This is a genomic window from Methylorubrum sp. GM97 (assembly GCF_024347855.1).
In the GTDB taxonomy this organism is placed as follows: domain Bacteria; phylum Pseudomonadota; class Alphaproteobacteria; order Rhizobiales; family Beijerinckiaceae; genus Methylobacterium; species Methylobacterium extorquens.
Window position 1 is genome coordinate 2,620,452 of sequence record NZ_AP025942.1, and the last position, 23,515, is coordinate 2,643,966.

At 68.8% G+C, this 23,515-nt stretch carries 1 protein-coding gene (running past one end of the window); it reads left to right on the forward strand.

Annotated features, from left to right (window positions below):
- On the forward strand, window positions 1-23,459 hold the 3' portion of the coding sequence (locus tag MSPGM_RS12175) for an LEPR-XLL domain-containing protein (protein ID WP_261926382.1). It extends 22,645 nt beyond the left edge of the window; 23,459 of the gene's 46,104 nt are visible here — the last part of the coding sequence; the start codon falls outside the window, past its left edge; its stop codon occupies window positions 23,457-23,459.
- Window positions 23,460-23,515 lie beyond the last annotated feature (56 nt).

Here is a 23,515-nt window from a genome sequence, read left to right on the forward strand (position 1 = left end):
GGTACGGAAAGAAGACTTATTACTCCAAGTTCCAGACGGTCGATTATACCGAGACCCAGGCGACCCATAGCCTGCAGGCCGATTACGGCATCAAGATCAAGTTCACCGGCGAGCGCACCGGCACCGTCAGCATCGACTCGCAGGGCTCCGGCCGCGTGCTGATTGCCGGCGGCATCAAGAACGACAACGGCACCACGACGATCACCTCGGGCGGGACGATCCAGCATCTCAGCTCCACCGCGGCCATCACCGGCTCGCGCGTCACGCTGCAGGCCGCGCGCGGCATAGGTGTCGGCAATGGCAGCAACGCCACCGACCAGGCGCTCAACGTCACGACCATTGGGGCCGGCAACACGCTCAAGGCCACGACCACCGCGGGCAACATCAACCTCAACGTCCGGACCGTCGACAACGAACTCGGGATCGACAAGATCGCGGCGGGTGGCGGCTTCGACGTCAAGCTGGTTTCGACGAGCGGCATCACCGTGGCCGGCGAAGGCGTGGTGTCAGGCGGCTCCATCAAGGTGATTGCGGGCGGTCGCTTCGGCTCCGAGGCGGCCCCGATCAAGCTCGACGGCGGCACCACCGCCCGCGACAAGACCGACATCACGGCGGCCGGTTCGGTCGGCATCCGTGAACTTACGGGCGACCTGCGCCTGAACAGCCTGACGGCCAACGGCGACGTCTACATCAAGGTCGACGCCGGGAATCTGCTCAACGTCAACAACGTCTCCGTGCGCGACGACCGGGTTGCGGCCCAGCTCATCAACGGCGTGTGGAAGGATCTCGCCCTCACCACCGAGGATGCGAACCTGAAGTTCGAGCGCACGCTCAGCGCCTACGAGAGCACCCGCGAGCGCGACTACAACGCTTACTGGGCCTATCGGAACCAGCAGGCCGACCCGTCCCGATACGACTCTAGCTTCGAGATCACCCTCAGCGAGAAGACTGGCGAGCGCGCCTACTATACTGCCCTGTTCACGAGCCAGGCGAAGGATGCGGGCATCACCGAAGCCGGCGCGGTGAAGACCTACGTCGACAACGCGGTCAAGGCGCTCGAAACCAACCGGACGCTGCAATACCGGGTGCTGCACGAGCAGTACGGCCGCTACGGCGACGTCTATCACGCCGACCTCTCGGGTGATTACGCCACCTACTGGGCGATCCGCGGCACGCAGCCGAACAGCGGCAGCTTCGATTCGGCCTACACGGTCCAGGGGAACGCTGCGGCGCTCGCCAAGATGCAGGCCGCGACGCATGCCGCCCCGATTTCCGGCGATGCGCTGATCGCGCGCGTCACGGCTCAGATCGCGCAGCTCGAGACCGATCAGGGCACCCGCCTGACCGAAGCGCAGATCGCGCAGCTCTACACCACGGCCATCGAGGCCGAGGCGCGCGGAACCAAGCTTTCGGGAACCGTGCTGACCGATTACGTCTCCGCGCAGATCAAGCAGATCACCGACTCGCGGGCCACCGACTTCAACAACTTGAAGCTGGTCTTCAACGGCTTCGACGCCACGAATGTCACGAACTTCAGCGCCCAATACGACCAGTATTGGCAGATGCGTGAGGCGGGTGACGCGACGACGCTGCAATCGCAGGCCTACAAGGATCTCGATGCCCTCTTCTCGGGCTTCGGCAACCACTACGTCGTGAAGCTCGGCGCGGCCTACGACCTCTACAGCACCTACCTCGCGAACGGATCGACCCGGATCGGCAGCGCCGAGCTGGCCGCCCTGACCGACCAGTTCACCAAGGATGCCGGTTCGCAGACGCTCGGCGAGGCGGCCCTGCGTCTGGCGACCTCCGGCAAGGTGGCGGCGGCGGAAGCCGCGCTCAAGGCCACCTACGCGGCGCTCCATCTCCGCTTCGGCGGGCTTGGCAACAGCTACGACGCCTCGACGGTCGCGGCCGAGACGACGGCCGTGCAGGCCGATTACGAAGCCTACTGGAGCTACCGCAACCAGCAGGTTGACCCGAGCGTCTACAACGCCGCCTTCGCGCCGCGCCTCGCTGGTCAGGCGCTCATCGACGCCGTGTCCGCGGCCCGCACCGCGGCGGAGACGGAGAACCTGAGCTCAGCTGCCATCGACGCGGCCCGCACCGCGGCACAGGATCTGCGGTCGGCGGCGCTGACGGCGCAGTACCGCTCGCTCCACAGCTTCTTCAACAGCCTGCCGGGCTCCTACAACACGGCCGACACGCCCAACACGAACGCCCTGACGGCTAGCCGCAAGGCGGCGCCCGCCTTCTTCATCGACAAGGCGACGGCCGATGCCATCGACGCCGGTATCAAGCGCTGGACGCAGGAAGAGCTGCTGAGCGCCGTCGGCCAGGGGCTGCTCAAGGAGACGACCAGCACGATCGTCGACAAGCAGGACCCGATCATCAAGGGTGCCAACATCAAGATCGTGACGTCGGGCAATGTCGGCTCCGTGAGCGGAACCAGCCTGATCGATATCGGCCCCGGTGCCGCGCCGCTCACCCCGGATCAGCAGATCGATCTCGGCGCCGCCGAGCGGAGCGACCTCGTTTTCCTCACGAAGGCTCCGATCACCGCCAACGTCATCTTCGGCCAGTCCGGCAGCAACGGCACCGTGACCCGCCAGGATGGTGCGAACTGGGATACGAGTGCCTTCTTCGACAAGAACGGCAAGCTCTACAACGGTACGCTCTACATCGGGGGTGTGACGCCGAATGCTTCGGCCGAGACCTCGGTGAGCTACAAGATCATCAGCGTCGTCGGGAACGTCATCACCGTCGACAAGGTCTTCGGCAGCCAGGGCGTCGCCCGCAACATCGATATCGGGGTCAGCATCGCCGTCACCGGCGAGGCGCCGCGCGTGACCGCCGAAGTCGCCTTCGACCTGCTCAAGGCGGCCCCGACGACCCTGACCGTCAGCTTCAGCAACGATACGGCGAGCAACCAGGGTGTTCTGACCCGCACCGACGGCACGGCGTGGGACAGCACCTACACGGTCGGCAGCACGCTCTACATCGCGGGCGCCACCGCCAACACCAGCGCGGCCTCCACGAGCGTCTACCGCATCGCCTCCGTCAACGGCTCCGTGATCCGGCTCGAGGCGACGCAGCTCTTCGTGGCCGAGACCGGCGTCACCGTGAATGTGGGCGTGCGTTCCACCGACGGGACCGGTGTGTCCGTGATCACCCGCGCGTCGGGCAACTTCCTCGGCGACGGCTTCACGGACGGCATGCTGATCGGCGTCGCCGGCACCTTCGGCGTAACGACCGGTAACGCGACCACCAAGGACACCAGCTTCACCATCAAGCAGGCGAGCGCCTCGACGCTCATCCTCGAGAGCGGAAGCACGCTGAAGACGGAGAGCGCCCGCAGCGTCGTGCTGTTCCAGTCGGCCAAGGATGCCGGCAATCCGTTCAATCAGATCACCAAGCTGCTCATCCAGAAGCGCAAGGCGGTCGTCATCGAGGGCACCGGCGCCCTCAACGTGACGGCGAACACCCAGATCTTCATCAACACCGCCGCCCTGCTGACCGTGGGCCGCGTGGAATCGGTCTCCGGCAAGGAGATCCGCCTGAAATCCTCCACGGGCCTTCTCAACGGCGGCGCGGCGGATGCGGTGAACATCAAGGGCGGCGACACCGTCCTCGAAGGCGGGGACGGCAGCGTCGGTACCGCGACGCGGGTGATCGGCATCGATCTGACGACGGGCTCGACCCTGGCAGTCCGTGCGGCGCGCGACATCTTCGTCACCGCCCGCAACGGCGATCTGAACCTGGAATCCGCCTTCTCGCAGGGTGGCAACGTCACCTTCGTCTCAGACCGGGGCAGCATCCTCGACGGTGTCCACACAGACACCAACAAGATCGTCGCAGCCAACGTCTACCTGAAGGCCGCCGGCTCGATCGGCGCCAAGGGCGATGCGATCGAGATGAAGCTGACCGGCACCGTCCGGGCCGGCGCCATGGGCGACATCGTCCTGACCGAGACGGAAACCAGCATGAAGGTGCTGGCCGTCACCACCAAGGGTGACGTGGTTCTGGCGGCCAAGGCCTCGATCCTCGACGCGGGCGATCTCTCCGACCCGCGCGACATCGACTCCGCACCGGTGGCCGGTTCGGGCCGTGCCAATGTGAGCGGCCACTCGGTCACGCTCACCGCCCTCGACGGCATCGGCGTGGCTGGCGACGAGTTCGAGATCGACAGCAACGTCGATCGCACGACGGATGGTGTCGTCACGCTCCAGAGCGGCCTGAGCAACCTCTACGTGCTGGAGAGTGCGGGCGATCTCAACCTCGCCAGCGTCGGCACCGACGCGCAGCGCACGGCCTTCGTCACGGCAGTGGCCGGCAGCATCCTCAACGGATCGACCAACTACAACGAGACCACCGGCGGCAGCTCCAACCTCCGTTCCGGCAAGGCCTATCTCGTCGCCTCCGGCAGCATCGGCTCGGAGACCAAGCGCATCGTCGCCAACATGCGCACCCTCGCTGGCGACCAGTATGGTGGTCTCGAAGCCCGCTCGATCAACGGCGACATCTGGCTGTGGAACATCGGCGGCCTGCGTGTCGGCGGCGTCACCAGCGACACAACGGGTCTGCAGGCGGCGCGGGGCCGGATCGGCATCCGCACGTCGAGCCCGCTGACGATCGACAAGGACATCATCTCGTCCGGCGACATCATCGAGCAGGCCGGCGAAACGGGTTCGTCGGGCGACGACCTGACCGTCAAGGCCGGCGTCACGATCTTCTCGACTGGCGGCTCGGTGACGTTGAACGCCGGTGACAACCTGCTCGTCGAGGCGGGCGCGGTCGTGAAGGCGAAGGGTACCATCACCCTGCGCTCGGACTTCAGCGCGAGCGGAACGCCCGACAACACGGCCTCCAAGATCACGCTGTCCGGCACCTTCGTCGGTTCCTCAATCCTGATCGAGTCCGGCGGCAACGGCGACGAGATCGTGCTGGACGGCACCTTCACGACGGGTCAGCGCACCATCAGCGGAGGGACGACCGCGGCGACGATCGTCGAAGGAACGATCACGCGCAGCGGCACCATCGAGCTGCGCGCCGGCGAGGGCGACAACACGGTCACGATGGTGGGCGCCTACTCCACCGGCGCGCTGATCATCGGTGCCGGTTCGGGCAGCGACACGCTCGTCGACACGCAGGTGGTCGGCAGCGACACGCGCAAGGCCGAGGTCGGCGCGGATTCGGTGTCGATCGCTCTCGGGGCCGGCGCGAACACGGTCGGGCTCGGCGGCACCTATGTCGTGACCAATGCCGTGCAGCTCACGACGCTGGGCGGTGCCGACATCATCGGCCTGACGGGCAGCGTCGATGCCGGCAGCTTCACTCTCGACGCGGGCGAGGGGGATAACCGCCTCACGCTCTCCGGCGCCTACAAGGCGCGGAACGCCCTCACGATCCGCACCGGTGCTGGCAACGACCGGATCGACCTTCAGGGCAGCTACACGGCCGGCTCGATGGAGATCTCCGCCGGGACCGGGGCCGGCAGGAACGACCTGATGCTGAACGGCATCTATCGCATCGCGGGCGCCCTCACGATCGTGGGCGGGTCGGGCATCGACACCCTGACCGACTCCGCCACAACCGACATCACGGCCGGCTCGCTGTCGATCAATCTCGGCGACGGCATCAACACGGCCAATCTCGTCGGCGGCTACGACATCGCGGGGGCGATGGAGTTCATCACCGGCAGCGCCGACGACGTCATCACCCTGAACGGCGAGATCAAGGCCGCCAGCTACACCCTCGATGCGGGCGGCGGGAACAACAAGATCACCCTGGCCGGCACCTACACGGTCACGAACGCGATCACGATCAGGACCGGCGCGGGCAACGACGAGATCGACCTGCGCGGCAACTACACGGCCGCCTCGATGACCGTGAATGCGGGCGCGGGCGACAACGCGCTGACCTTGACCGGCACCTACAAGATCGCCGACGCCTTCACGATCACCGCCGCGGGTGGCAGCGATACGCTGACCGACCTGCGGGTCACCAATGGCGTGGTGGACAAGGCCAGCGTCGAGGCGACGTCGCTCGCGATCGATCTCGGCGACGGGGCCAATACGGTGACCCTCGCCGGCATGTACCGCATCACCGCCGCCTTCCGTCTCACCACCGGTTCGGGCCTCGACATCGTCAGCGATCACCGCAAGGCGGGTCAGACGGTCACGGATGCGCTCGACCTGACGGCCAACAGCATCACGATCGCGCTCGGCGACGGAGACAACGAGGTCGCACTCGCCGGCACGCTCACCGCCGCCGACAGCTTCAGCTTGGTTTCCGGCTCGGGCAACGACACCGTGGTCGATGCGGCGCTCGACGGCACGACGCCGCTTCGAAGCGCGACGCTCACGGGTAAGACCATCGATGTGAATCTCGGCGCGGGTAACAACACCCTCACGCTGCTCGGCACCACGATCGCCACTTCGACCCTCGCGCTGACCAGCCTCGGCGGCCAGGACCGGTTCGCCCTGCGCGGCCGGGTCCGCGCTGCGGCCACGGCCATTCGCCTCGGTTCAGGCGACGACAGGCTCGACCTCGCCGTCAGCGAGATCGCCGGCAACACGAAGGTCTTCGGTGAGGACGGCGCGGACACGATCAATGTCGATCGCCTGCCCTCGCTCACCAGCAGGACCGGCAGCGCCACCGACACGCTCGACATCGATGGCGGCCAGGACACGGACACGATCCGCATCCAACTCGCCGGCGCCTCGTCCTACCGCATCAACGTGACGGATTCCGGCAATCCCGACCGTGGCGTCGACACCCTGACGATCCTCGGCACCGATGCCGCCGACCAGTTCCTGATGCGCCGGAACTTCGTCGCGCTCGTCCATCCGAATGCCGACGGCACCTACCCGGTGAACGCCGTCGTCGAGCGGATCAACTACGACATGAGCATCAACGGGCGCGTCATCGTCGAAGGCGGCAAGGGTGACGACCGCTTCGCGATGGACGACAACGCCGCGCTGATGACCATCGACGGCGGCGAGGGCAACGACTTCTTCCAGGTCGGCCAGGTCTTCGCGACGCCGCGCGACGTCCCCAACGGGCTGCTGGTGGAGGACGCCTTCGAGACGACGAAGCTGTCCTTCGGCGGCTACCTGTCCCGCGGCATCTCGATCCCGGCGGTGATCTACGGCGGCCTCGGCGACGACATCTTCCAGATCTACTCGAACAAGGCGGACTTGCGTCTCGAGGGCGAGGACGGCGACGACGTCTTCATCGTGCGCGCCTTCGCCACCGCGTCCGAGAACAAGATCAAGCTCAATGCCGGCGCCGGCAACGACCGGATCGAGTACAACATCAACGCGCCGCTCGACATCGATGGCGGCTCCGGCTTCAATAAAATCGTCGCGCTCGGCACCGAATTCGCCGACACCTTCGTCGTGACGCGCGACGGCATCTTCGGTGCCGGCCTGTCGATCCGCTTCACCAACATCCAGGCGGTCGAGGTCGACGGCCTGGAGGGCGACGACACCTTCTACGTGCTCTCCACGCCGGCGGGCGTCGTCACCACGCTGATCGGCGGCCTCGGCAGCGACACCTTCCACGTCGCCGGCGACGTCAGCGGCGAGGTCGTCGCGCGGGACGCCAAGGGCAACGCGGCGGTCATCAATCACACGATCAGCAGCACCGACCCGGCCTTCAACGGCCTCTTCGTGCCCGGCATCAACGCGTCGGTCTCGGCGGCCGATGCGGGCGCCGTCAGCGACGGCGGCGGGCTGACCCTGCGCGAGGATTCCGGCATCACGACGCCGGATGCCGCCGGCAGCCGCGTCGGCACCTACAAGATCGCACCGCCCGCACCGAAGGCGTCGCCGCTGAGCGTCAACGACTGGGCCGTGGTGACGGTCTCGGCCGCGCAATCCTCGGCGCAGATGCGCGCACTGGCCGGCAATGCGGGCACCGTCGAGATCTCGACGGACGGCATCACCTGGGCGGATGCGCTGACGCTGCGCTTCACCGCAATCCTCGACACCGTCAGCAACACCTACGTCTGGACTGCGGACCGGACGATCTTCGTCCGTGCCAAGTCGGACACGGCGCTGGAGGGCGACCAGAACGTGGCGATCGGCCACTCGGTGATCAGCTCCCACGCGGAGGTGAACGGCACCTTCGTCCGCAACACGCTGGTCAAGGTTATCGACAACGACAAGCCGGGGCTGATCATCACCGAGAGCGGCGGTGCAACGTCGGTCATCGAGGGCAACGGCAACAAGCCCCAGAACAGGGACGACTACACGATCGTCCTCAACAACGCCCCGCTACTCGGCGAGGAGGTGCGCGTCACGCTCAACGTGTCGAGCACGGAAGTCGTCTTCTCCGACGGCAACGGCAACCTGCTCCCGAGGGACGGTGACGGCCGGGCCTATCTCACCTTCACCCTTGCCAACTGGAACCAACCTCAGACGGTGCTGGTCTCCTCCCCGGCTGACCTGAAGCCCGAGAACCGCTTCGTCGCGGAGATCACCCACACCGTCACCAGCAGCCTGAACGGCACGGCCACGGAGGGCTTCTTCAAGGCGGCGCTCGTCGGCCAGCCAATTGTGCGGGTGCAGGTCACCGACGGCAACACCGCCGGTGTGGTGGTCACGCCCAAGGAGGGCGGCGTCGTGGTGACGCCGAACCAGACGTCCTACTACGACGTCGTCCTGACCATGCAGCCGAAGGCGCCGGTGACGATCACGCTGGCCGGAGACGGCCAGACGATCACGTCGAGCGCGGACAGCCGGTTCAAGGCGGCCAACGGCACCAACCCGGCCACCATCACCTTCACCGCGGCCGATTGGGACCGGGCCGTTCGGGTCACCGTGGCGCGCGATCCCAACGGGGCGCGGACCACCTCGGACCTCAAGACCTTCTCGCGTCAGCCGCACGAGCTCAGCGGCATCGAGGGACCGCTGGTCCTGGAGGGCGGCGTCGGCCCCGAGAGCCGTTCGCTGACCCTGGCGATTGCCCTGCCGGGCGAGAACAACCCCGTCGTCGGCCGCACGATCGTCGATGACGGGCTGCCCGACTTCGACAAGGTCACGCTCTACAACGACTCCACGACGGCGGGCGTCTCCGGCACGGTGAGTGCCACGCATATCGACGGCTTCGGCATGTCGACGAACGACGTCACCACGGCCACGAGCAGCAGCAACACCGTGCGCACCTTCGAGGGTGGCGTGACCTATAGCGGCATGCGGTCGGTCGAGCTGCTGCTCGGCTCCGGCGCCGACACGGTCACGGTGACCGGCACGGCCATCGGCACCCTCACCGCGATCCATGCCGGCGGCGGCGCCGATACGATCACGGTGACCGGCTCGCAGGGCACGCTCGCCCTGTTCGGCGATACCACCGCCGATGGCAGCCGCTACGACTCCACCTTCGAGAAGCAGACCGGCCGCGGCTACGGCTTCCGCGACGAGGGGACCCTGGACCGCGACAACACGATCGTCAGCCTCAACGACATCATCGATGCCTCGGGCGCGACGGGTCTCGTCATCATCGACGGCGGCGCTGGCAACGACACGATCACCGGCGGCAAGGGGCGCAACATCATCGCCGGCGGCACCGGCAACGACACCATCGTCGGCGGACCGGCCGCGGACACCATCCTCGGCGATTCCAGCCTCAACCTCGACGACGTCCGCCGCATCGTGACGATCGCCGATCCGTTCATCGATCAGCCGCGGGCCGCGGGCACCGACACGATCGACGCCAAGGGCGGCGACAACGTCATCGTCGGCGATCACGCCCAGATCTACCAGGACGGCTCGGCCACCGCGGGCATCGCGCTCGAAGGCACCCATGTCGTCAGCCGGATCGTCTCGACCTTCACCGGCATCGGCGGCGGCGACCTGATCACCGCGACCGACGGCAACAACATCGTCATCGGCGGCTTCGGCGCCGACACCATCACCGCGGGCGCGGGCAACCACGTCATCCTCGGCGACAACGGCGAGGCGGTGTTCGACAGCGGCGTCCTGACCAGCCTGCGCAGCATCGCCGGGACGACCGGCGACGCCGACACGATCAAGGCGAGCGACGGCGACACCACCATCATCGGCGGCGCCGGCAAGGACGGCATCGCCGTCGGCAAGGGTACGCATGTGATCCTCGGCGATACCGGCGAGGCGCGCTTCGTCCCGGGCACGCGGATCATCAATGGCGTGACCGTCTCGGTCCCGGTCCTGACCAGCATCAAGACCACGGACGACGAGGCGGCCGTCGGCGACGACGACAGCATCGAGACCGGCGACGGCAACGTCACGGTCATCGGCGGCGCGGGCGCGGACCGGATCACCCTGGGCAAGGGCACGCAGGTCGTGCTCGGCGACAGCGGCTCGGCCACCTTCACGAACGGCAAGATCGCGACCATCACCGCGATCGCGACCGCGATCGGCGGCGGTGACACGATCACCGCATCCGACGGCGACACCACGATCATCGGCGGCGCAGGCGCCGACACGATCGATGTCGGCGCGGGCAACCACGTTATCCTCGGCGACAACGGCAAGGCCGTGTTCACCGCGGGTGCGTTGGTCTCGATCGAGAGCATCGATCCCGAGATCGGCGACAACGACGCCGTGACGGCGAGAGACGGCAACGCCACGGTCATCGGCGGCGCCGGCGCGGACCGGATCACCCTCGGCAAGGGCACGCAGGTCGTGCTCGGCGACAGCGGCGCGGCCACGTTCGCGAATGGCCAGATCGCGACCATCACCGCGATCGCGACTGCGATCGGCGGCGGTGACACGATCACCGCATCCGACGGCGACACCACGATCATCGGCGGCGCGGGCGCCGACACGATCGATGTGGGCGCGGGCAACCACGTCATCCTCGGCGACAACGGCAGGGCCGTGTTCACCGCGGGCGCGCTGGTCTCGATCGAGAGCATCGATCCCGGCATCGGCGGCAATGACGTCATCACCGCCAAGGACGGCAACGTTACGGCGCTCGGCGGCGCGGGTGCGGACCGGATCACCCTGGGCAAGGGCACGCAGGTCGTGCTCGGCGACAGTGGCTCGGCCACCTTCGCGAACGGCAAGATCCAGGACATCACCGCGATCGCGACCGAGATCGGCGGCAACGACACGATCACGGCGGCCGACGGTGACACCACCATCATCGGCGGTGCCGGCTCGGACGGCATCGATGTCGGCGCGGGCAACCACGTCATCCTCGGCGACAGCGGCAAGGCCCGCTTCAGCGCCGGCGCACTGGTCTCGATCGAGAGCATCGATCCCGCCATCGGCGGCGACGACACCGTCACCGCCAAGGACGGCAACGTCACGGTCATCGGCGGTGCGGGCGCGGACCGGATCACGCTCGGCAAGGGCACGCAGGTCGTACTCGGCGACAGCGGCTCGGCCACCTTCGTCGATGGCATCATCGCGACGGTGACCTCGACGGCGACCGAGATCGGCGGCAACGACACGATCGCGGCGACCGAGGGCGACACCACGATCCTCGGCGGTGCGGGCGCGGACACGATCAAGGTCGGCGCGGGCAACCACGTGATCCTGGGCGACAGCGGCAAGGCGGTGTTCCGCAACGGCCGCGCCCAGCGCATCGAATCGATCACGCCCGAAGTCGGCGGTGCCGACATCATCACGGCCGAGGACGGCGCCTCGCGGATCATCGGCGGTGCGGGTGGCGACACCATCACCACCGGCGCGGGCAACCACGTCATCCTCGGTGACAGCGGCGAGGCCGACTTCACCGTGACGGTGACGAATGGGGTCACGACCAGCGTTCTGGCGCGCATCGCCACCACGGCGCCCTCCATCGGCGGAAGCGACACGATCACCTTCGGCGCCGGCAACAACGTCGTGCTCGGCGGCATGGGCGGCGACACGATCCGGGGCGGCGACAAGGGCGCGGTCATCCTGGGCGACAACGGCATCGTCACCTTCGATGCCCTCGGCCTGATCCAGCGCGCGCTCTCCTTCGACACCGCGATCGGCGGCGACGACACGATCACCATCGGCGATGGCAACAACGTCGTGCTCGGCGGCACGGGCCGCGACACGATCACCATCGGCGACGGCAACAACGTCGTGCTCGGCGATAGCGGCCAAGCCGATTTCGAGGCCGGCATCATCGTCGAGATCGCCAGCATCAGCCCGGAGGTCGGCGACAACGATACGATCGCGCTCGGTAGCGGCCGCAACACCGTCATCGGCGGTGCCGGCAGCGACAGCATCACTGCGGGCCTCCGCAACGGCGTGAAGGCCGGCACCGGCACCAACGTCATCCTCGGCGATACCGGCCATGCCCGGATCACCACCGCCGGCCTGCCGATCGTGGTCGAGACGACCTACGACAACGTCGGCGGTGACGACACGATCACTGTCGGCGACGGCGTGGCCGTAATCCTCGGCGGCTCGGGCAGCGACATCATCGCGGCCGGCAACGGCCGCAGCACGGTGCTCGGCGACAATGGCCAAGCGACCTTCGACGCGCAGGGCCGCGTGCTCCAGGCGGCGACCACCGCCGCCACGGCGGGCGCACGCGACGAGATCACCCTCGGCGATGGCGGCAGCGTCGTCATCGGCGGCGTCGGGGCTGACAAGATTCAGACCGGATCGGGCGCCGACGTGATCCTCGGCGACAACGGCAGCGCCGTGTTCCTGAACGGGGTCCTGGTCTCGATCGAGACGATGGAATCCACCTTCGGCGGCGGCGACGCCATCGTGGCGGGCGAGGGCGACAACGTGGTGTTCGGCGGCGTCGGCGCCGACGACATCACCACGGGTGCCGGGCTCGACATCATCCTCGGCGACGACGGTGCGGCGACCTTCGCGCAGGGCAAGCTCGTGCGCGTCTCGACCAAGAACGAGAGCGTGGCGGGCGACGACATCATCCGCGCGGGCGACGGCGACAACGTCGTGCTCGGCGGCTCCGGCAGCGACACCATCACCACCGGCATCGGCGCTGACCTCGTGTTCGGCGATAACGGCGCCGTCGACTTCGTGGACGGCGTCCTGCGCGAGGCTCTCAGCGAGCGCGTCGGCGGTGGCGGTCGCGACACCATCGTCACCGGTGCCGGCGCCGACCTCGTCCTCGGCGGCCTCGGCGGCGACACGATCGATGCCGGTAAGGACGATACGGACGCTGACATCGTCTTCGGCGACAACGGCCACATCACCTTCGACGGTCTCGGCCGCGTCTCGCTCACCGAGATCGTCGATCCGGCGCTCGGCGGCGACGACGAGATTCTGGCGGGCGCGGGTGCCAACCTGATCCTCGGCGGCGCGGGCTCGGACACGATCACCACGGGGGCCGGCGCGGATATCGTGCTGGGCGACAACGGCAGCGTGATCTTCGCAGGCGGAATCCGCCTTGAGGCCAAAAGCGACCTGTCGGGCGGCGCGCGTGACACGATCGTCACCGGTGCCGGCGCCGACCTCGTCATCGGCGGTCTCGGCGGCGACACCATCGATGCCGGCAAGCTGGATGCCGACGACGACATCGTCATCGGCGACAGCGGTCACATCACCTTCGACGAACTGGGCCGCGTCATCCGCGCGGAGGCCACCGATCCGACCGGTGGCGGCGACGACAGCATCGATGTCGGTGGCGGCAACAACATCGTCATCGGCGGCGCGGGCTCCGACACGATCACCACGGGTGCCGGTGCCGACGTCGTCCTGGGCGACAACGGCTTCGTGACCTTCACAGGCGGAATCCGCCTCGAGGCCAAGAGCGATCCGGCCGGCGGCGCGCGCGACACGATCCGGACGGGTGCCGGCGCCGACCTCGTGATCGGCGGTCTGGGCGGCGACACCATCGATGCCGGCAAGGACGATGCGGATGACGACATCGTCTTCGGCGACAACGGCCACGTCACCTTCGACGAACTCGGTCGCGTCAAGCTCGCCCAGAGCCTCGATCCGACTAGCGGCGGCGACGACAGCATCGAGGCCGGCTCCGGCAACAACATCGTCCTCGGTGGCGCGGGTTCCGACACCATCACGACCGGCGCCGGTGCCGACGTCGTCCTGGGCGACAACGGCAGCGTGACCTTCGCAGGCGGAATCCGCCTCGAACTGACGAGCGGCCGTGACGGCGGCGCTGCCGACACAATCATCACCGGAGCCGGCGCGGACCTCGTCCTCGGCGGCCTGGGTGCCGACACGATCGATGCCGGAAAGAACGATGCCGATGCCGACATCGTCTTCGGCGACAACGGCCACGTCACCTTCGACGGTCCCGGCCGCGTGAAGCGCGCCGAGAGCCTGGATTTCGGCCTCGGTGACGACGACAGCATCGATGTCGGCGGCGGCGATAACATCGTCGTCGGCGGCACCGGTGCCGACCGGATCACCGCGCTCGGCGGCAACGACGTCGTGCTCGGTGACGACGGTCGCGCCACCTTCGAGACCAGCGGTCGCGTCCAGCGGGCCGAGAGCTTCGACCTCGGCTTCGGCGGCAACGACACGATCGATGTCGGGACCGGCGACAACGTCGTCATCGCCGGGGCCGGCAGCGACGTCGTGACGGCGTTGAGCGGCAACGATGCGGTGATCGGCGACGGCGGCTATGCCGAGTTCGAGGCCGGCATGCGCGTGGTCTTCGTCTCGGCCGACGCGACGGGCGCCGGCAACGACCGGATCGCGGTCGGCGACGGCGACAACGTCGTGCTGGGTGGTTCGGGCACCGACACCATCACGACCGGCGCGGGCGCCGATGTCGTGCTGGGCGACAACGGCACGATCCGCTTTGCAGGCGGAATCCGTCTGGAGATCGTCAGCGACCGGATCGGTGGCGCCTCCGACACGATCGTCACCGGAGCCGGCGCGGACCTCGTGCTCGGCGGGCTCGGTGGCGACACGATCGATGCCGGCCAGGCCGACACCGACGCCGACATCGTGTTCGGCGATAATGGCCACGTCACCTTCGATGCGACCGGTGGGGTGATCCGGGCCGAGAGCTTCGATGCCGGCTTCGGCGGCAACGACGAGATCAAGGTCGGCGGCGGCGACAACCTCGTCATCGGCGGCACCGGTGCCGACATCGTCACGGCGCTGGGCGGCGGCGATATCGTCATCGGCGACAACGGCTACGTGGTTTTCGCGGCCGGCGTGCGGATCGAGTTTGCCTCGACCGACACCGCCGACGGCGGCAACGACCGGATCGAGGTCGGTGACGGCGACAACCTCGTGATCGGCGGCTCCGGCAGCGACACCGTCACAACGGGCGCGGGCGGCGACATCGTGCTGGGCGACAACGGTCTCGTCGCCTACGAGCTCGGCATCCGGGCGCGGGTGGTCAGCGACCGCAACGGCGGGGCGCGCGACGTCATCGCCACCGGTGCGGGCGCCGACGTGGTGCTCGGCGGTTTGGGCGCCGACACGATCGATGCCGGCCAAGCCGACACGGACGCGGACTTGGTCTTCGGCGACGACGGCCAGATCACCTTCGATGCGCAGGGGCGCGTGAAGCGGGCCGAGAGCCTCGATGTCGGCTTCGGCGACGACGACGAGATCAAGGTGGGCGGCGGCGACAACCTCGTCATCGGCGGCGCGGGCAGCGATGTCGTCACGGCTTTGGGCGGCAACGACATCGTGCTCGGCGACCATGGCTACGCCGTGTTCGAGGCCGGTGTGCGCGTCGAGTTCGCCTCGACCGACACGACGGATGCCGGCAACGACCGGATCGAGGCCGGCGACGGCGAGAACATCGTGCTTGGCGGTTCGGGCAGCGACACGGTCGTCACGGGCACCGGGGGCGACATCGTGCTCGGCGATAACGGCCTCGTCCGGTTCGAACGCGGCATCCGGGCCGTCGTCCAGAGCAGCCGCGACGGCGGAACGCGCGACGTTCTCAGGTCGGGCGCGGGCGCCGACGTGGTGCTCGGCGGCCTTGGTGCCGACACGATCGATGCCGGCCGGGACGATGCCGATGCCGACATCGTACTGGGCGATGACGGCCGCCTCACCTTCGACGCTCAGGGCCGCCTGAAGCGCGCCGAGAGCCTCGACCCGACCTTCGGTGACGACGTGATCGAGGCGGGCGGTGGCGACAACGTCGTCATCGGCGGTGCGGGCACGGACACGATCACCGCGCTCGGCGGCAACGACGTGATCCTCGGCGACAACGGCACCGCGCTGTTCGAGGGGGGCGTGCGCGTCGCGTTCGCCTCGACCGATCCGGATGACGGCGGCCGCGACGTGATCAAGGGCGGCGACGGCGACAACGTCGTCATCGGTTCCGCCGGCTCGGACGACATCACCACCGGCTCGGGCGCCGACATCGTGCTCGGCGACACGGGCGTCGTGACCTTCGAGAACGGCCTCGTCCGCGAGGTCTACACCACCGATGAGCGTCGCGGCGCAGGCGACGTCATCCGCGGTGGCGACGGCGACAACATCGTCTTCGGCGGCGCGGGCCGGGACGAGATCACCACCGGCAAGGGCGCGGATCTCATCCTCGGCGACTTCGGCGAGGCGAGCTTCACCGGCGGGCGTCTCGTGCGCGTGGCCACGCTGAACCCGAACCGCGGCGACGACGACACGATCGTGGCGGGCGACGGCGACAACGTCGTCCTCGGCGGCTTCGGCAGTGACACCATCACCGCCGGCTCCGGTGCGGACGTCGTGCTCGGCGACAACGGCCTGGCCACCTTCCGCACCGACGGCAAGCGGATCCTCGTCCGCACGACGGATGTGGAGATCGGCGGGACGGATACGATCGCGGCGGGCGACGGCGACAACCTCGTCATCGGCGGCGTGGACGCCGACACGATCACCACCGGCAAGGGCGCCGACGTGATCCTCGGCGACTTCGGCAGCGTCAGCTACGACGCGGCCGGCCTGCTCACGCAGGTTCTGTCCACCGACACGGGTCTGGGCGGCAACGACACGATCACCGCGGGCGACGGTAGCGATACGATCCTCGGCGGCTTCGGCTCCGACACGATCACCGCCGGTGACGGCGCCAAGACCGTGCTCGGCGACAGCGGCCAGCTCGACTACGCGGCGGGTGTTCTCACCCTGATCCAGACGCTGACGCCGACTATCGGTGCGGCCGACACGATCAAGCTCGGCAACGGCCGCAAGCTGGTGCTCGGCGGCGCGGGCGGCGATCTCATCGACGGCGGGTCCGGCGATGCCGTCGTCATTGGCGATGCCGGCCTGGTGCGGCTCGCCAATGGTCTCCCGGTCCACGCCGAGACTACGGACGTCGTCGTATCCGGCGACGACACCGTCACGCTCGGCGCCGGCAACGGCGTGGTGCTGGGCGGCTCGGGTGCCGATCGGCTGACCGTAGGTACGGGCCAATCGGTCGTGCTCGGCGACAACGGTACGGTCGACTTCGACGAGCAGGCACGTCCGGTCGAGATCACCTCAACAGCGCCGGAGGTCGGTAGCCGCGACGTCATCGTGGTCGGCGATGGCGGCTCGGTGGTGATCGGCGGCGTCGGTGCCGACACGATCAGCACGGGCTCGGGCGCGGACGTGATCCTCGGCGACAACGGCGCGGTGACGCTCTCGGCCTTCATTCCGGTCTTCGTTCGCACGACGAACGCGGCTTTGGGCGATGCGGACGAGATCCGCGCAGGCGAGGGCGACAACGTCGTGCTCGGCGGCGTCGGTGGCGATACGATCGTGACCGGTGCGGGCCGTGACACCGTGTTCGGCGATGCCGGTCAGGTCCGCTTCGACGCGAAGGGCTTGGTCGAGCGGGCCGAGAGCTTGGACACGGCCATCGGCGGCGACGACACGATCGAGGCGGGCGCGGGTGACAATCTCGTCATCGCGGGCGTCGGCGCCGACAGGGTCACGACGCTGGGCGGCAACGACGCCGTGCTCGGCGACAACGGTGCGGCGGTCTTCGCTGGCGGCATGCGGGTGAGCCTTGCCTCCACGGCTCCGACCGACGGCGGCAAGGACACGCTCCTCCTCGGCGACGGCGACAACCTCGCCCTCGGCGGCGCAGATGCCGACACGATCACCACCGGCAAGGGCGCCGACGTGATCCTCGGCGACTTCGGCTCGATCAGCTACGATGCGGCCGGCCTGCTCGCGCAGATTCTGTCCACCGACACGGCTCTGGGCGGCAACGACACGATCACGGCGGGCGACGGTAGCGATACGATCCTCGGCGGCTTCGGCGCTGACACGATCACGGCCGGTGACGGCGCCAAGACCGTGCTCGGCGACAGCGGCCAGCTCGATTACGCGGCGGGGGTTCTCACCCTGGCGCAGAGCCTGACCCCGGCCCTCGGCGCGGCCGACACGATCAAACTCGGCAACGGCCGCAAGCTCGTCATCGGTGGTGCCGGCAGCGACCTCGTCGACGGCGGGTCCGGCGACGCCATCGTCATCGGCGATGCCGGCCTGGTGCGGCTCGCCAATGGTCTCCCGGTCCATGCCGAGACCACGGACGTCGCCGTGTCGGGCGACGACACCGTCACGCTCGGCGCTGGCAACGGCGTGGTGCTGGGCGGCTCGGGTGCCGATCGGCTGACCCTGGGTACGGGCCAATCGGTCGTGCTCGGCGACAACGGTACGGTCGACTTCGACGAGCAGGCACGTCCGGTCGAGATCACCTCAACAGCGCCGGAGGTCGGTAGCCGCGACGTCATCGTGGTCGGCGATGGCGGCTCGGTGGTGATCGGCGGCGTCGGTGCCGACACGATCAGCACGGGCTCGGGCGCGGACGTGATCCTCGGCGACAACGGCGCGGTGACGCTCTCGGCCTTCATTCCGGTCTTCGTTCGCACGACGAACGCGGCTTTGGGCGATGCGGACGAGATCCGCGCAGGCGAGGGCGACAACGTCGTGCTCGGCGGCGTCGGTGGCGATACGATCGTGACCGGTGCGGGCCGTGACACCGTGTTCGGCGATGCCGGTCAGGTCCGCTTCGACGCGAAGGGCTTGGTCGAGCGGGCCGAGAGCTTGGACACGGCCATCGGCGGCGACGACACGATCGAGGCGGGCGCGGGTGACAATCTCGTCATCGCGGGCGTCGGCGCCGACAGGGTCACGACGCTGGGCGGCAACGATGCCGTGCTCGGCGACAACGGTGCGGCGGTCTTCGCTGGCGGCATGCGGGTGAGCCTTGCCTCCACGGCTCCGACCGACGGCGGCAAGGACACGCTCCTCCTCGGCGACGGCGACAACCTCGCCCTCGGCGGCGCAGATGCCGACACGATCACCACCGGCAAGGGCGCCGACGTGATCCTCGGCGACTTCGGCTCGATCAGCTACGACGCGGCCGGCCTGCTCACGCAGGTTCTGTCCACCGACACGGGTCTGGGCGGTGACGACACCATCGAGGCGGGCGCGGGCGACAACCTCGTTCTCGGCGGCTTCGGCGCTGACACGATCACGACCGAAATCGGCGCGGACGTCATCCTCGGCGACAGCGGCGAGGTGCTCTACGCGGGCGGTCGTCTCGTCCAGGCGCGCAGCCTGGATGCCGGCATCGGCGGCCGGGACGCGATCAAGGCGGGTGAGGGGGCCAACATCGTCATCGGCGGCATGGATGCCGACGTGATCGAGACCGGCTCGGGCCGCGACGTGATCCTGGGCGACAGCGGCCTCGTGCGCCGCGACGCCGACGGCCTCGCGCAGGCGGTCTCGACCGACACCGCTCTGGGTGGCGACGACGCGATCCGGGCGGGCGCGGGCGACAATCTCGTGCTCGGCGGCTTCGGCAGCGACACGATCGACACCGGGGCCGGCGCGGACATCGTGCTGGGCGACAGCGGCGACGCTCGGTTCGAGCTCGGCGTGATCGCCTCGGTGACGACGCTCGATGCCCTCAACGGCGCGGGCGACACGATCCGGGCGGGCGAGGGCGACAACCTCGTCTTCGGCGGTCTGGGCGGTGATGCGATCACCACCGGCACGGGCAACGACATCCTCGTCGGCGACCAGGGCCGGGCCGGCTTCTCCGGCGGCATCCTAGTCGTGCTCGAGACGATCGACCCGAGTGCCGGCGGCGACGACCAGATCGTGGCGGGCAACGGCGACAATCTCGTCCTCGGCGGCGTCGGTGCAGACCGCATCATCACCGGTATGGGCGCCGACATGATCCTCGGCGACAACGGCCGGGCAGATCTCGCCCTGGTCGCGGGTCGCGCGGTGATCCGGCGTGTCGCCTCCACCGATCCGCTCGCGGGCGGCGACGACCGCATCGAAGCCGGCGACGGCAACGACTTCGTGGCCGGCGGCACCGGAGCCGACGTGATCCTCGGCGGCGGCGGCCACGACGTGCTGTTCGGCGACCACATGCTGTACGACCGGGCTCTGCCGGTGAATCAGCGCGCGGTCTCGATCTTCACGGCGGCGACGGATGGCGGCGGCAACGACTCGATCGAGGGCGGCGCGGGCGACGACTTCCTCTACGGCCAGCAGGGCGACGATTGGCTCTCCGGCGGCGCGGGCGACGACGACATCACCGGCGGGCACAACGTGCTCGGCGGGGCCGACGGCGACGACCTCATCAACGGCGGCGTCGGCGCGGACGTGATCCTCGGCGACAACGGCGTCATCACCCGCAACGTGCTCGTGGACGACGTGAAGTCGGTCACGTGGCAGCGCAATCCCGGCGCTTTCGCCGACACGGTGATGCGCGACATGCTGCGCTTCGACCTCATCGACTTCGTCGGTGGCAACGACGCGATTGCCGGCGGCGCGGGTGATGACCGGATCTTCGGTCAGATGGGCGACGACCTCATCTACGGTGAGGAAGGGTCCGACGAGATCGTGGGCGGCCTCGGCCGCGACAGGATCGATGGCGGCACCGATGTCGACTATCTCCTCGGTGACGAGGGCCGGATCGTCCGCGCCTTCACGGGGGACGGCGCGGCGGTCCTCAACAGCGATGGCACCTGGCACCGCGACGTGGTGCTGGAGGAGATCGGCACCGTCACGGCTGCCATCGCCATCGACGCACAATCGGCCGCTGCACGCACCGCCGACCTTGCCGAGAAGCTGGCGCAGGCGGACCTCGTCCTCGCCGTGGGCGCCCGTGACGGGTCGGGCACGCGCCTGACCACGGCGGGGGGAGCCTGGGCGACCTCCGCGCTGACCGTCTCGCTGGCCAGGGCCGAAGACGACATCATCGCCGGCGGCGACGGCAACGACGTGCTGTTCGGCCAGCGCGGCAACGACAAGCTGATCGGCGATGCCGGCGACGACCTGATCTACGGCGACCGCGCCTCGAACCTGTCGGAGACCGCCTCCGACCGGCCGACCATCGTCAACGCCATCCGGCTGATCGGTGCCGCGGCGGAGACCGGCCTCGTGCTGCCTCTCGGCGGCGAGGTCGTGGTGCCGGCCCTCAACCTCGTGCCCGGCGTGTTCGGCGCCGGTGCCCCGCGGATCGAGGTCTATCCCTCGATGGCGGGCGTCGTCTCCGACATCGCCGGGTCCGATCCGATCCGGCGCAGCGACGGCGCGACCCTCACCGTCACCGCCTCGCTGGTTCCGAGCCTCTATGGCACCAACAACGTGCTGGCGGGCAACGACGTCATCGACGGCGGCGCGGGCAACGACACGATCTACGGGGACAGCAGCGAGACCTACACGCTCGACGTGACGGCCTACGCCGCGCTCAACGGTCAGATCGACAAGGTGTCGGCCTCGGCCTCGGATCTGCTCGGGGTGTTCGCTACGCTCAGCCGCGGCGTCGACCTGCTGCAGGGCGGGCCGAGCCGGACGATCGCCTACGGCAACGACCACATCATCGGCGGCGAGGGCGACGATTTCATCGTCGGCGATGCCGCCCGCACCATCGTGCAGGGCTCGGGGCCGCTGCGCAGCCTGTCGGTCGAGGCGGCCCTGGCGCTCAGCGACGCCCTCTCCGACATGCGCTCGGTCATCACCGACCTCGCCATGACGGGCCGGGTCGCGCAGGCCGCGGTGACGGCGAAGCTGGAGTCGATGGCGCAGCGGCCGCTGAACGAGATCCTCGCCTACGGCCTGCCGGAGGGGATGGGGTCGAACCACGTGGTGTCGATCGGCAACGACATCATCGAAGGCGGCGCGGGCGACGACCTCGCGGTCGGCGACACCCTCGTCCTGTTCCAGCCCGGCGTGGCGCGCGGCCTCGCGGTCCACGATCCGGCGACCGCGTCCCAGGCGGCCCAGGTCGAGGCAGCCGTGTTCACCCGCGCTGCCGAGCGGTTCTCCGCGATGCAGCAGCATCTCGCGGTGGACTACCCGGTCGATCTGAAGTCGGTGGCCCTCCACTGGATCGTCACCATTGCCTCCCGTGGCGACAGCTTCCTGACCGGCAACGACCGGATCGATGGCGGCGACGGCAACGATCTGCTGATCGGCGATACCGGCTTCATCCAGTTGCCGGCCGCCAATGCGGCGCAGAGCCAGCGCGCGACCGCCGCGACCCTCGCCGAGGATCGTGCTCAGGTCGAAGCCCGCGTGCTCGGCGCCGGTGCGCCCGGACTCGAGGGGGATCTCGATGCCTGGAACCGCTCGGCCTGGGACGCCTTGGCCGGGAGCGTCGTCAGCTGGCGCAACCCGCTCTACGGCGGCCTCGCCTGGCGGAGCCCGTTCGGCTTCGGCGGCCAGCAGAATCTGACCGCGGCCTACCGCGGCTGGATCGGGGCTCCGAGAGACGCCCGGTTCGATCTGCAGAGCGTGCTGTTCGATATCCGCTTCATCCTCGGCGTTCCGGACGCGGCACCGCCGGCCTCCGGTGTCTATGCCGGCGCGATCAAAGCAGGTGAGGACATCATCGCGGGCGGCGCGGGCAACAACCGCATCTTCGGGGCGAAGGCGACACTCGTGCCGACGGTCGATGCCGACGGCCGGATGGTCGGGCCGAACGCCTTCACGGTGCTGCTGCCGACCAATCTCGGGATGCTGCAGGGCAGCTTCACGCCGATGATGTTCCCCAACAGCATCGGTGTGATCAACACGGCCGGCGTCGGAACGCAGTTCGTCAACTTCCACTACGGCGTCGCCGTCGCCGGGAAGTGGGGTGCCTCGTCGCTGGCGACCTACATGCAGACCTACGGCGCTTCCGCTGCGAACCCGTTCGGACCCAACGCTGCAGCGCCGCAATACGGGGTTCCGCAGGGGTCGCAGACCGGCGCGGATCAGGTCAGCGAAGGCGACAGCGGTATCAAGGTCATCGGCTTCCACAAGAAGCGGGCGATCTGGTCGTTCGATGCCGGGGTGACCCTGCCGTCCTTCTCGGCGACGGCGGCCAACACCCTGACGCCGACCTCGGTCGCCGGTCGCCCGGCCACGATCGAGGCGATCGCCCACAAGCCGCGGTTGGCCAACGAGGTGATCCGTTCCATCGAGGGCGGCGACATCGTCCTGCGCGGCGCCAGCCGGCCAGCCTCCAACCCGTCGAAGTACGACACGTGGTTCTTCGACGAGGCCAAGGGCAGCTTGGTGGAGCAGGCGAAGAGCGAGGACGACATCCTCTTCCTCGCCAAGCGCTTCGGTGATCCGACGCTGCCGATGAAGTGATCGCGGCCCACAAGTCTGGCCGGCGATACCTCGAAGCCGCCGCCCGACTTTGATCG